This window comes from Echinicola sediminis (assembly GCF_054777495.1).
Window position 1 is genome coordinate 16,154 of sequence record NZ_BAAHAP010000043.1, and the last position, 12,017, is coordinate 28,170.

Here is a 12,017-nt window from a genome sequence, read left to right on the forward strand (position 1 = left end):
ATTTAGTTTTTATTCAGTTCGTCAATCATAAGGGGAAATACCTCTTTATGAGCTTCTTTACCAAGAAAAACATCCAGATGGCTATATTCATCGAGCAGGTGCAACCTGTGTTTTCCAGGTTGGCACTGTTCAAGGTAATCATAGGTCGCTTGTTGACTCTGCGGAAGGAAACACAAGTTACGGATGCCTGCAAACAAAATTATTCTTGGCATAAACTGGTGTTTTTCCGGAGCATAGGTTTGGCCGGGAGTATTAATATTGGGAACCAGGACTCCTTTTTCGATTCCTTTTCCTATGTGGTCAAAAAAGGATATGGGCACATTGGCAAATTCTGTCTTTATCCATTCCATGGTACGCTCATCCAGGTTTTCCAATAGCCAAAGAGCAGGGAAGCCGGATCCATAGGTGAAGCTGACAAATTTCCCCACCTTGGTGTCTTTTTCAGGATGGGTAACCATCACCAAGGCCTTCATCAGTTTGGTCTTGAAATCAGGGGCATGAATGCCCCATTGGGGATTGATGTATTCAAAGAACTGCCTCACTATTGGAACCAGAAAACGTGATTTGAAAACGGAAAACTTCGGTACAATTGGATGTAGGGAAACGGCATTGCTGATAATCGTCTTGACTTCAGGTACAAGCCCCAAGACAACAGACATCATAAAGCTGGTGCTTCCCTGGCAGTGGATAATGGCTTTGATCTCGCTGGCCCGAGTGAGTTCAACTATTTTTTTCACTGCTGCAGGATGGTCATATTTGGCAACTTGGTCCAAGTCCCACTTATTTGGTTCCAAATCTATGCTGCCGCGCCAATTTTCCAGCCAGACATCATAACCTTCCTCAGCCAGCATTTCCACGATGTTTTTTTCAGTAGGCGCACAAAAAATATCCGCTCGCACACCTGCACCGTGTACCAAAAGCACTGGGCCTTTTGTAGGGATATTGGACAGGTAGTGTTTAAGGTTGCATTTGAAACCATCCAATGCTAAAAAATCAATTGTTTCAAATTTTGACTGCATTATATGCTTGTTTTCACATATAATTTAATATAAAAAATGGATAATTTATAAAATTACCAAAAATATCAGTGTTAAATCTCCCTGGTGTTTACACGATGATTTTTCTGTAAATGTATTCACCAAATAGTAATAGAAGTTCCTTAATGTATTTTTTTCATATAGGTATGCAGATTAGGCTTTATTATTCAAAGCTCTTGAGGTATTCACTTTAATACTTCTTTTTTTTACTTATAGTTAAAATTAATTGAATATTAATAAAATTTAATGAGCGATTGTACCATAATTAATCTGCAAACTGGTAAATTAGGCACTTGATTAACTGAAACCTTTAAACAAAAATGAAATCCTTATTAACATTACTCACTCTTTTATCTTTGACTTGTTTCGAAGCTTCTGCCCAAAAACAAAAGAAAGTGTTATTTATCGGTACTGACGGAACAAGGGGAGAAGTTCTACGAAGTATCCCAACGCCAAATTTGGATCTACTGTCCCAAAAAGCCATTTACAGTTACGATGCCATCAATAATGGTATCACCATCAGTGGGCCAGGTTGGAGCAATTTGTTCACTGGGGTAGGAGAAGGCAAGCATAAGGTGATTGATAATTCCTTTAAAGACCATAACCTCGGTTCTCATCCGGACTTTCTCACAGTCATCAAAGAAAACCTACCGGAATACCATACCGCGGCCTTTTATACCTGGTTGCCTGTTGGGTTAATTTTGGACAAGACCGATCTGAATGTATCCAGAAAATACGCGCACAACGGAGATGCATACGTTCATAAAGCGGCGATAGACTATCTTTCCCATGAAAAAGCGGATGCCACGGTGGTTTACTATGGAGATGTGGACATTGCTGGTCATACCTATGGCTTTTATGAAGAGGTGCCCCAATACTATGAAGAAATCGTCCAATTTGACCGTTATGTAGGTGATCTTTTGGATGCCATAAACAGTAGGAAATCGAGAGAGGAAGAGGAGTGGTTGATCGTGTTAAGCACCGATCATGGTGGATATAAGACAGGACATGGTGGAACCACTCTTCAAGAAAGAAATATCTTCGTCATGGCGGCGGGGGATAATATTTTCTCAAAGGAAATCAAACCGACAAAGCCGGCTGTACTGAAGCAAGAAGATCAACTGCCGTTGTCGGACCTGGAAAAATACGGTTATGACAAAGTTCCCACCCAGTTGGATGTAGCTGCGACCATCCTTGACTTTCTGGAGATTAATACCGATAAATATCAGTTGGACGGCAGTTCTTTGCTGAAATAATAATATATGCATGATGGGGGAGTGTTGCTATCGGATCAGTGTAAAAGCGTTGATAGAAGATTCCAAGGGGGATTTTCTGCTGATCAAAGAAGATAATGGCCTTTGGGATTTGCCCGGTGGTGGATTGGATCATGGGGAATCGGCTCAGGAGGGAATCATAAGGGAGCTGATGGAAGAAATGGGCATCATCCCCAGTTTTGTTGCTGAGCAGCCATTACTGTTCTTTACCTGCATCAATCCTAAAGGTGAACAGATTGCCAATATTGTTTATAGGGTTGAGCTGCCTCATCTTGCGTTCAAGCCTTCACCGGAATGCATGGAGATCAAGTTTTTCAGCCCGGATGAGGATTTGGAGCAATTCACTTATCCAAATGTTCCCCTCTTTGCCCAGGTTCTTAAAAAGTTTAGAATGCATAAAAAATAGGGGCTGTCTCTTAGGCCAAGATTAACATCTGTATACGAAATATTATATGGGTAAGGATTTCTGATCTCTTGCAATTTCGTAATCATAGACATTATCTTGGTTAGATTTCTCAATTGAAATTTACGGGTTTTGGCGGCAAGTGGTATGCTCTATTGGTATTAATCCGGCCAAAACATGACCATACTGATACATATTAGCCTGGGGCTGTCACCCCAGGCTAATATGAGTTCGCCCCTTTGGGGCGGTCCCTTTCTCCACTGACTTACACACTTCAACGAAGTATTATTTGTTTAGTACTCAGAGAAATCTACTTATGAAACAGGCTTTTATTGGTTAGAAGAATAAGTTACAGTCAGTTCTCCTGTTTTTCTTTGGACAATTTCTATTTTATCAGTTCGAAAAATTAATCCTTAGCGCGGCATTGAATCCCACCAAGAGTTCATTGTCATCATCAAATCTTTCCCGGTGGATGTAGAATGTGGACTCCAGAAATTCCCCGTCCTTTTCCAACCGTGACCAGGTAGCACTTGGACCGGCAAGCAATTGGATATTTTCACCTATGTTAAGTCCAAAATTTAAATTGAGCCGGGTAAGGTCATTATTACCGTGGAGCTGATGCTGATAGCTTGCCTCAGGGTTCACAAAGAAAATATTTCCCAACGTAAGAATACTTCCAAAACCAGCCCCCAAGGCATATTCATCCTCGTAATCGGGATTATAAGAGCCAATGAAACTTGTGTAGAAAGCTGGCACACCGATCTTTAAAGCCAGGCTATAAGGAAAAAGCTCATTGTAACTGACTTCCAGCGCTTTATATCCTCCTTGTCTGATGATGGATAAAAAACCAATGGGAACGCCTCCCTTATCCAGTGTGTCCGCATAATTAACAAAACCCAGTTGGAAAGTGCTTAGTTTCTTTACGGTGTTTACAAAGCCGATCTGTGCCCCTTTGACCTCTTTAGGGCTTAGGTTGACAAAACCTACCTGGCTTCCGTCCAAAGAATGGGCTGCAGTATTGACAAAACCGATCTGCACTCCAGATGATTTTTTGACAAAGGTATTGATAAAACCGATCTGGCTACCATGGATGGAATCGGCCACAATATTGATAAAGCCGGTTTGTAATCCGGTCATGGTCTTGCCCACGGTATTGACAAAGCCCACCTGGACCCCGCTAAAGTTCTTGGTATTGATATTGACAAAGCCTATTTGGGCACCTTTGTGGCTTCCTGTGCCATGATTGACAAAGCCGATCAAGGGGTATTGGAAATGTTCGGGAGCATGGTTGTAAACGACTGTGTAGAGGGGCGGAAAGCTTTCCTGCCCGAAGACTGATTGGCCAATGAACAATAGCGCGCCCAATAAAATTAAATTGATTCTTTTCATGGTAATATCTGTAGATAGTTTGTGTTCCTTCTTGATATAAGGACACCTTTCTTAGATGATACCCTGACAGAAAACGGAAAAATCAGATAAATACGAATTGAAGTCCTCCGCTCAAACCGATATACCAGCCCTGTACAGCTTGTGAGTTGGAATTATCCTCGATGATCCAACCGGGTATAGTGTTTTCTTCTGGATTGTGCCGGTAAAGGTAATTGAGGGATGGACCACAGAAAAGTCTAAAATGGCGGTTGATTTTGATAGCGGGCAATAACTTCAGGGCAGCCAGGTTGACCGTGGTTTTGGGAGGGCCCAATGAAGTCCGGCTAAACAATTCTGTATCCAGGGCAAAATAAGGGGTCTTGACCATATGAAGCCCGAGTCCGGCATCTATGGCCCAATTGTATTGCCTATCCTCTGTGGCATAGGCCAAGCCCAGCAGCCCATAGGTATAAGTCCCCCCGGTCCGGACGGTAAAAGTACCCATTTGCAGCTCATCATAGCCTATAGAAAAACTCTTTTCCCCACTATTGATGATATTAAGCAGCGCAATAGGGTAGGCACTGCTGTCGGCAATATTGACCAAAGAAGTCAGCTGCAGACCGCTCACCTTTCCACCTATATTGAATAAGCCTGACACTTGGTTGTCCGTACCCTTCCTGCTATTGTTAAACAAACCGGCCAATTGAAGGCCTTTTGTTCTGTAGGCTTTATTATAAAGTCCTGCCAGTTGCAGGCCTTGGAACTGATGGCTCACGTTAAATATTCCCGCAGCTTGCAGCCCGTCGGTATCTCCCAAAACCCTATTGGAAACACCTGCCAGTTGGACACCTTTGGAATTGCCTCCTACTAAATTAAATACGCCGGCAGCTTGTAGGCAATCGGCGTTTTTTCGGTTGATATTAAATACCCCGCCCAATTCCACGCCATTCACTCCGGCAGTGTATCCCCCCAGGATATTAAAGGAAGCATGGTTGATGATTTGGCTGTTCATCATTCCATGGGTACTCAAACGGGGGACAAGTGAAACTTGGACGGGCATTTCAGCAAAGAAATTCCCAATATTCAGGCCTTGCATTTGTTGCCTGAAACCGATCAGCATCCTTCCAAAAAAAGTCTCCTGTATGGTCTCTTCCTCTCCATTGGGGTAGTACTGTACATTGCCCTTTTTCCTTTTGGCAGTAAGGTCATATGAGGGAAGGAGCATAAAAGTGGTGTCCCGGTAATTTTCCTTGCTGATGGTAAGCATAACCGACTGATTCGGATTCTTCACCTTAAGCTCAAAATAACCTTGCTGGTCTGTCATGGAGGAAACCAGCATGCTGCGGTCATAGACGCTGGCGTAGGCAATCAATTCTCCACTTTGGAGGTCTTTTACCCGACCAGAAACTACCCAGCTTTTACCGCTAGCAAGTTCATTGCTGTCATCCAGGTAAAGCTTATTGGGCGCATACCGTATCACGATATAGCCAGAGGTCTCTATAAATTCATACTTACCACCAAGCGCCTTGGACAGTAGTCCACGAATACTTCCTTCATAGTGGGGAATATGCACTAAACTATCTTCGGGAATGATATTGCTGTTGTACGAAAAGAAAAAATCCTGCTCTTTGGCCGCATTTTCCAGTATTTCACCAACGGTCTTTTGTTCCAAGGATTGAAGGGAAACTTTTTTATCCAGATTCCCCTGGGCATAAAGCGGCTTTCCAAACCACAGAAAAAGTAGGATAAAGGCAAAGCACCCTTTTGCCAGTCCGTTAGAAGCCATACAGGTTATTCAAATTATTTTATCAGTATCCGGTCGGGCTCTCTTATGATATTGAGTCCGAAGGTTGCTTTGAGCACCTCCAGATTGTTTTCGAGAGAATCGTTTCTGAAGGTAGTGGTTAAAGGTAAATTTCGCAAGCTATTGTTCAGAATGGTGATATTGGCCCCATAGGCTTCATTGAGGATTTCTACGATGCGCCAAAGAGGCGTCTGTTCTGCTTTAAAGAATTCTCCTACATAGTAGTCATAAAGGTTATCCTTGGCCAATGTTAACGCAATTGAATCGGTCTGTGTATTGATGGACAGCATTTGACCGGGGCTAATTATTCTTGTTTCCTCTTTAAAATCAACTTGTACCGACCCTGTTTTAAGCACGATTTCTACCAAAGATGCTTTTCTTTTCACATTAAAAGAAGTGCCTAAAACCCTTAAGGACACCGGCCCTGCTTCTAGCAGAAAGGGCTGATTTTCGTTTTTGGCAATTTGAAAGAAGGCTTCCCCCTGGGTTAAACTTGCTTTTCTTTTACTTGATATAATCGACTGATTAAAAGATAATTGACTCTTCTTGTTTAATGTAATAATAGACCCGTCAAATAAGGTATCTGCAGTGCTTGATCCCTCTGATTCCAGTTGCAGATTGGAGAGGAAGAAATTATCGGGCTGCATATAATTGGAATACAGCAAAACCGTGGCTACGAAGAAAACACTGATGGCTGCCGCAATTTTAAAAGCACTGCTCAGGGACTTATTTTTTAAAGGAATTGTAGAAGATCCCTCCCTGTTTTCAAGGAATGTCTGCCAGGCATCGTTTACATCGATGGTTTTGGAAGGGGAAATCCTGATGCTTTTTTCCCATATCAACTGTAAATGGTTGTATTTCCTTTGGTGATCAGGATGCTCCTGTAGCCAATTTTCCACTTCCCAACGTTCTTTCTCGCTGCTTTCCTTCAGGATATATTTTATCAATTTGCTCTCTTCCATGGCTTAAATATTAGTCAACAGAAACAGGATGATCGGGAGAAAGTCGGCCAGCTCTGCCCTCAGGTGTTTAAGGGCTTTGCCCATATGGGTTTCCACCGTTTTTATTGAAATATCCAGCCGCTCTGCTATTTCCTGGTATTTCAGGGATTCGTACCTGCTGAGCAAAAACACCTTTCTACATTTATCAGGCAAGGTATGAAGGGCTTTTTTCAGTTCGAACATCAATTCCTCATCACCTCCTTCATCCATCCGAAGTGGATCAGCGGCCGCTTGATACAAGGTAATATGCTCATGTTTCCGTTTCACTTTTTGATGCCTGATCTGGTTCATACTATCCCTATACACCATTTGATAGAGGTAAGCCTTGAGGGAGGTTTGGATTTGTATGTCTCCCCGCTTTTCCCATAGTTTTAGAAAGACATTTTGTACGACTTCCTCTGCTTCGTCCTCGTCTTTCAGTAGGACGCAGGCATAAGCATGCAGGGCTTTGAAGTAGGTCTTAAAGGTATCTTCAAAGTTCCCTTCATCTATGCGTTCAGATATGATGCTATTGGGAGAATATTCCACCTGTTTCTGGTAAATGTTCTTTAAATTTAATGGTTTTCCGTTCTTCTATAATAGTAGGACACTTATAAAAAACCTTACCCTGAGCGGGAATTGAAAAAAAATCCTGGATGGTGGGAGGTAAAGGTATATAGTCCACAGACAACAGTCGACGGTTGACCGTGGTCAGTGGACTACAAGCCGTGAATTGTTTGGTTTAGCAGATCTTTCTTAAATTAAAGCTCATTCCAATTCTTCCCACCATCTATTGGAAAATTGCAGTTCATCCAGGTAATTGATTGCTCCCAATTCGGGGGTAAAAATGTCTTGTGCCTGCTTTTCGGCACTTTTGCAGAAGCGTTCTACAGGATCTTTCCATTGATGGGGGGAAAGGGTGAAGGCTCCCCAGTGCACGGGCACCGCTACTTTGGCCAGGGCATCCTTGGCTGCTTGAACGCTTTCTTCCGGAAATAGATGGATCTCTGCCCAGTGTTTGTAGTATTGGCCACATTCCACAAACATGAGATCGAAGGGGCCGTATTTTTCTCCGACCTGTTTGAAATGCTCTCCGTAGCCCCCATCGCCACTGTGATAGATTTTATGATCAGGGCTTTGGAAGATATATCCTCCCCACAGTGATTTGGCCCGGTCAAAGGCACCACGTCCGGAAAAATGACGGCTGGGGGTAAAGGTGATTTTTATACCTTCAAAACTGATTTCATCCCACCAATTCATTTCCGTGATCTTCTCGGCCTCCAGGCCCCATTTTTCGAGGTGCCTGGAAACTCCCAAAGCCACTATCCAGGTATTGACCTTTGGAATCAGTTTGAGAATACTGCTGTAGTCGAGGTGATCATAATGGTCGTGAGTCAATAAGACCGCGTCTATGGGGGGAAGTTGATCAATCAGCTGAAGAGTGTTTCTGCTGAAGCGCTTGGTTTTGAAAGGGGCGATGGGAGAGGCGTTCTCCCCAAACATAGGATCGATCAACAGGTTTTTACCGTTGAACTGAAGCAGCAAGACCGAATGCCCGTACCAGATAAATTTGGGCGTCTGATCTGCTGCCTGGAATTTCTTCGGATCAAAAGCTTGTATAGGGAGTTTTTTAGCCGGGGTTCTTTTTTGCTTGTCGGAAAAATTGTCCCTTAATACTTCAGGAAGGTCCCTGAAATTAAAGCCCATTAAAGTGGGGGTTAGGTTATTGAATTTTTTTCCGTCCCAATGGGCGGATTTTTTGAACTTTTCGAGGTCTTTCTTTCTTATGGACCCTCCAAATTGGGGAATAAAGGTCATGCCTGGTTTGCGTTATGTATTTATGACAACTATGACTCTTTAAACTAAATTACAAAGACAAAGTTGCCTTTAATCATGAATGCCTTTTTATAATCTCCTAGCTAGTAGGAAATTGACCTGTTCTGACTTAAATATCTAATTGATGGCCTTGGTAGTTTAGAACAAATGGACCTCATGCATAAATAGGCCCAACTATTTTAAATAAAATAAGCTCAACATGAAGGTAAGTCTTAATTGTAAAAGTAGTCATTGAAATTATAAGCTTTTATCCTTCCTTGTTTCTTCGTTTTATCTCCTCTTACATTTCAAAATATTTTTTTTACTCGGTAAACTTAAAGTAAACCTATGGGTCGGTTTTAAAAAAAACAATACTGGAATTCTGGAAAAATGCTTTTAAATCCCAAACTTGAACAAAAATCGTTAACTAGCATATGGAGAAGACCAGAAAAATAAAGGACATATTTGTAGAAGGGGCAATATCCCCGGATAAAATTGCCACATCCATCGCCAAGCACAGTTCCAAAACTGAGATAGGGGGCCATTCCCTATTTTTGGGACAGATCAGAGCTGATGAAAGGAACGGTGGAAAAGTAATTGCCATAGAGTATACGGCCTACAGGGATATGGCCTTGGAAAAGGCCAGAGAAATAAGGGAGGATACTTTTTCCAAGTATGATCTTACCTGCTTACATATCTACCATAGTTTGGGAGAAGTAAAAGTCGGCGAAATCTGCTTGTTTGTCTTTACTTCCTCTCCCCACCGAAAACCAGCCATTGAAGCCTGCAATGAATTGGTAGAACGCATCAAATCCGAACTTCCTATTTGGGGAAAGGAACTGTTTGATGACCATAGGGAGGAGTGGAAAGTGAACCGGTAGAAGACCAAACCGTATTTTTCCTTTCCAACAATCCCTATATGAGCAAAGCTTGGGGTTTTCATGTTCCTTTCAGTAGTATGGGTAATTGATCCCTTGTATACATCATTGAGGGTGGCCATGGCAGAGAAGTAATCTTCTTATACCTATTGAATGTACCCCAATATAAATTGATTTCCCTCAAGTCGGAGATTCTTCTTATGAACAGGCTTTGTTCCTGTAGAATGGTCAAAATAGATTCTAAGCTCTGGTCAGCTCTTTTCCTTGTTGGAATTTTATGGAGCAAATTAGAATGGGTAATCTCAATTAAAGATTCAAAGTTTCCTGATAATGGGATTGAAAGCTTTCGAGCCCACCAAGACCTTGTCCCCAACTTTGAGCTGCTGAAGGTCACTGATATCACAAACCACTTTGACCATATCGTTTCCTATCATCAGGGTCAGTATCCCGATCACCTGTTCCATATGGATTTCCACTACTTCTCCTGTGAACTGGAATTTGGCACTGGTGCTGCCCAGTCCAAACAGCTGCTTAGGGCTTCCTTCACGGATAACCTGACCCTCTTTCAGTTCGAAGACCTTATCGGAAAGCTTTAGGATTTCGCCTATGTCATGACTGACCAAAACCGTGGTAAGCCTGTACTTCTGGTGGATTTTCAGCACATACTGCTGTAGTTTATACCGCATCTTATTGTCCAGCGCCGAGAGGGGTTCGTCCAACAACAATATCCGGGGTTTGGTTACCAGGGCCCTGGCCAAGGCCACCCGTTGTTTTTGTCCTCCGGAAAGGGAATCAGGTTTACGCTCCTGCAGCTCCTCCAAATCCATGGTTTGGATCAGTTCCCGGACGATTTCCCGGTCGCTTTTATCGGCCAATGCAAAAGTCAGGTTCTCTTTTACCGACATATTGGGGAACAAGGCATAATCTTGGAAAACATAGCCTATTTTTCTTCTTCCAGGGGCCAGGTTTGCTTTGCTTTTAGAATCGAACCAGGATTTTCCGGCAACGATAATTTGTCCTTCATCCGGCAGCAAAAGGCCGCTGAGCATTCGAAGGGTAGAGGTTTTGCCCGATCCTGATTCTCCGTAAAGGGTCACCAGCTGTCCTTCTTCGATGTCAAGTTGGATGTCCAGTTGGATGGAGGAGTTTGCTGTCCCCAAGGATTTTTTGATGTTCAAATTGATCATTTCCAATGGTTCTTTAGGTATCCTCCGTTAAACATGTACACAATGAAAAGGGTAATGAATGACAGCACAAAAAGGATCATGGCGTATTGGTTTGCGGCCAGGTAATTCAGGCTTTCGACTTCATCATATACAGCGATAGAGGCCACTCTGGTTTTGCCCGGTATATTGCCGCCGATCATCAGGACCACGCCAAATTCACCCATGGTATGGGCAAAGGTCAGCACCAGCGCGGTCAAAACAGAAGGTTTGATATTGGGCAACAGCACCTTTGTAAGGACCGTTACCCTATTTTTTCCTAATAATACTGCGGATTCCTTGATCGAAGAAGGAATGGATGCAAGACCAGATTGAAGGGGGTGAACCATAAAAGGCAGGCTATATACGCAGGAAGCCAGCACCAGTCCCGGGAAGGAAAATACCAACTGCAAGCCAAATACATCCTTCAGCCATGCCCCAAATGCATTCTGGGGGCTAAAGGCGATTAATAAATAGAAGCCGATGACGGTGGGGGGAAGCACCAAAGGCATACTGACCAACGTTTCTATTACCGGCTTGATCTTGGTTTGGCTATATGCCAACCAATACGCAATGGGCAGGGACAGGATAAAAAGGATCACTGTCGTGGCAAAGGCCAGTTCCAAGGTCAATATAATCGGAATCCAGTTCATGTTTGGGGGGACAAGATCACTTCATTGAGTTTAATCATGGCCGTAAGTTGACTTCCCTTGACCAAGTCCAGTTCATCTACCGCTTGGGAACTTATAATGGCGGTCACCTGCCCCAAAACCGTGTCTATGCGCAGCCGGCTAAGCAAGTCTCCCTTTTCTAACTCCAACAGAATACCTTCCAATTGATTTTGAAGGCTGATTTTTGGCTGTACTTCCGTACTTATGACCACTTCGGTTTCTTTAAAGAGCACTGATACAGTTCCATTCTCCTTTAAGTAAGGAGCGGAAGAAGGGGTGTCGATGATGACAGATTTAAAGAACAGCTGCTTTCCCATGTCCACGGTAACGATGGACAATTGGCCACTGGTCTGAATTTTGGAGATTTTACCTTGGAACTGGTTCATTGGTAAATTAATAAATATTCATGTGTCCAGATTATCAAAGCTTCAAAATGAAAAGCCGATCAGGATATTTGCACAAAGTCTTTGAAATCCTATTTCCATCTGTCTGAATAGTAAGCTTCATGTTTTTTATTTGTTACAAACATACAGAAAACAGTAAAAAATCAGACCGTCATCCTAATAATCCGCATCTATTATTTTT

The 12,017-nt window shown here is 42.8% G+C and carries 12 protein-coding genes; 3 read left to right on the forward strand and 9 right to left on the reverse strand.

The window, feature by feature from the left end:
* Window positions 1-2: 2 nt before the first annotated feature.
* On the reverse strand, window positions 3-1,019 hold the full coding sequence (locus ACYVAA_RS12535) for a lipase family protein (RefSeq protein ID WP_460542153.1): 1,017 nt from the start codon (window positions 1,017-1,019) through the stop codon (window positions 3-5).
* A gap of 338 nt (window positions 1,020-1,357) precedes the next feature.
* Between ACYVAA_RS12535 and ACYVAA_RS12540 the strand changes: the two genes are divergently transcribed.
* Both ACYVAA_RS12540 and ACYVAA_RS12545 read left to right on the forward strand, forming a co-directional pair.
* On the forward strand, window positions 1,358-2,293 hold the full coding sequence (locus ACYVAA_RS12540) for an alkaline phosphatase family protein (protein WP_460542155.1): 936 nt from the start codon (window positions 1,358-1,360) through the stop codon (window positions 2,291-2,293).
* A 10-nt stretch (window positions 2,294-2,303) separates the two neighbouring features.
* Complete coding sequence (locus tag ACYVAA_RS12545; RefSeq protein WP_460542158.1) at window positions 2,304-2,717, forward strand: NUDIX hydrolase; 414 nt, start codon at window positions 2,304-2,306, stop codon at window positions 2,715-2,717.
* Between the two features lie 390 nt (window positions 2,718-3,107).
* Here ACYVAA_RS12545 and ACYVAA_RS12550 read toward each other — a convergent pair whose 3' ends face one another.
* From ACYVAA_RS12550 to ACYVAA_RS12570, 5 genes are all read right to left on the reverse strand, one after another.
* Entirely contained in the window at window positions 3,108-4,103 is a 996-nt protein-coding gene (locus ACYVAA_RS12550) for an LA_2272 family surface repeat-containing protein (protein ID WP_460542160.1), read from the reverse strand.
* Window positions 4,104-4,185: 82 nt separating this feature from the next.
* Complete coding sequence (locus tag ACYVAA_RS12555) at window positions 4,186-5,868, reverse strand: peptidase associated/transthyretin-like domain-containing protein (RefSeq protein WP_460542162.1); 1,683 nt, start codon at window positions 5,866-5,868, stop codon at window positions 4,186-4,188.
* Window positions 5,869-5,882: 14 nt separating this feature from the next.
* The gene (locus ACYVAA_RS12560) at window positions 5,883-6,848 is read right to left on the reverse strand and encodes a FecR family protein (RefSeq protein WP_460542164.1); all 966 of its coding nucleotides are present in this window, start codon (window positions 6,846-6,848) and stop codon (window positions 5,883-5,885) included.
* A gap of 3 nt (window positions 6,849-6,851) precedes the next feature.
* The gene (locus ACYVAA_RS12565; RefSeq protein ID WP_460542166.1) at window positions 6,852-7,415 is read right to left on the reverse strand and encodes an RNA polymerase sigma-70 factor; all 564 of its coding nucleotides are present in this window, start codon (window positions 7,413-7,415) and stop codon (window positions 6,852-6,854) included.
* A gap of 219 nt (window positions 7,416-7,634) precedes the next feature.
* The gene (locus ACYVAA_RS12570; protein ID WP_460542168.1) at window positions 7,635-8,684 is read right to left on the reverse strand and encodes an MBL fold metallo-hydrolase; all 1,050 of its coding nucleotides are present in this window, start codon (window positions 8,682-8,684) and stop codon (window positions 7,635-7,637) included.
* A 431-nt stretch (window positions 8,685-9,115) separates the two neighbouring features.
* Here ACYVAA_RS12570 and ACYVAA_RS12575 point away from each other — a divergent pair, with 431 nt between their 5' ends.
* On the forward strand, window positions 9,116-9,562 hold the full coding sequence (locus ACYVAA_RS12575) for a molybdenum cofactor biosynthesis protein MoaE (RefSeq protein WP_460542170.1): 447 nt from the start codon (window positions 9,116-9,118) through the stop codon (window positions 9,560-9,562).
* Window positions 9,563-9,873: 311 nt separating this feature from the next.
* Here ACYVAA_RS12575 and ACYVAA_RS12580 read toward each other — a convergent pair whose 3' ends face one another.
* The 3 genes from ACYVAA_RS12580 to ACYVAA_RS12590 are packed head-to-tail and all read right to left on the reverse strand — an operon-like array spanning window position 9,874 to window position 11,818.
* Complete coding sequence (locus ACYVAA_RS12580; RefSeq protein ID WP_460542172.1) at window positions 9,874-10,746, reverse strand: ABC transporter ATP-binding protein; 873 nt, start codon at window positions 10,744-10,746, stop codon at window positions 9,874-9,876.
* Window positions 10,743-11,414, reverse strand: coding sequence for a molybdate ABC transporter permease subunit (gene modB, locus ACYVAA_RS12585; protein WP_460542174.1), 672 nt, complete (start codon window positions 11,412-11,414; stop codon window positions 10,743-10,745). The genes ACYVAA_RS12580 and modB overlap by 4 nt, the downstream gene beginning before the upstream one ends.
* Complete coding sequence (locus ACYVAA_RS12590) at window positions 11,411-11,818, reverse strand: TOBE domain-containing protein (protein WP_460542176.1); 408 nt, start codon at window positions 11,816-11,818, stop codon at window positions 11,411-11,413. Before ACYVAA_RS12590 ends, modB begins: the two co-directional genes overlap by 4 nt.
* Between the last annotated feature and the right edge of the window lie 199 nt (window positions 11,819-12,017).

Excerpts from the sequence above, each read along its gene's own strand:
- ACYVAA_RS12535 (WP_460542153.1), bottom strand. The coding sequence starts at position 1,019 with ATGCAGTCAAAATTTGAAACAATTGATTTTTTAGCATTGGATGGTTTC.
- ACYVAA_RS12540 (WP_460542155.1), top strand. The coding sequence starts at position 1,358 with ATGAAATCCTTATTAACATTACTCACTCTTTTATCTTTGACTTGTTTC.
- ACYVAA_RS12545 (WP_460542158.1), top strand. The coding sequence starts at position 2,304 with ATGATGGGGGAGTGTTGCTATCGGATCAGTGTAAAAGCGTTGATAGAA.
- ACYVAA_RS12550 (WP_460542160.1), bottom strand. The coding sequence starts at position 4,103 with ATGAAAAGAATCAATTTAATTTTATTGGGCGCGCTATTGTTCATTGGC.
- ACYVAA_RS12555 (WP_460542162.1), bottom strand. The coding sequence starts at position 5,868 with ATGGCTTCTAACGGACTGGCAAAAGGGTGCTTTGCCTTTATCCTACTT.
- ACYVAA_RS12560 (WP_460542164.1), bottom strand. The coding sequence starts at position 6,848 with ATGGAAGAGAGCAAATTGATAAAATATATCCTGAAGGAAAGCAGCGAG.
- ACYVAA_RS12570 (WP_460542168.1), bottom strand. The coding sequence starts at position 8,684 with ATGACCTTTATTCCCCAATTTGGAGGGTCCATAAGAAAGAAAGACCTC.
- ACYVAA_RS12575 (WP_460542170.1), top strand. The coding sequence starts at position 9,116 with ATGGAGAAGACCAGAAAAATAAAGGACATATTTGTAGAAGGGGCAATA.
- ACYVAA_RS12580 (WP_460542172.1), bottom strand. The coding sequence starts at position 10,746 with ATGATCAATTTGAACATCAAAAAATCCTTGGGGACAGCAAACTCCTCC.
- modB (WP_460542174.1), bottom strand. The coding sequence starts at position 11,414 with ATGAACTGGATTCCGATTATATTGACCTTGGAACTGGCCTTTGCCACG.
- ACYVAA_RS12590 (WP_460542176.1), bottom strand. The coding sequence starts at position 11,818 with ATGAACCAGTTCCAAGGTAAAATCTCCAAAATTCAGACCAGTGGCCAA.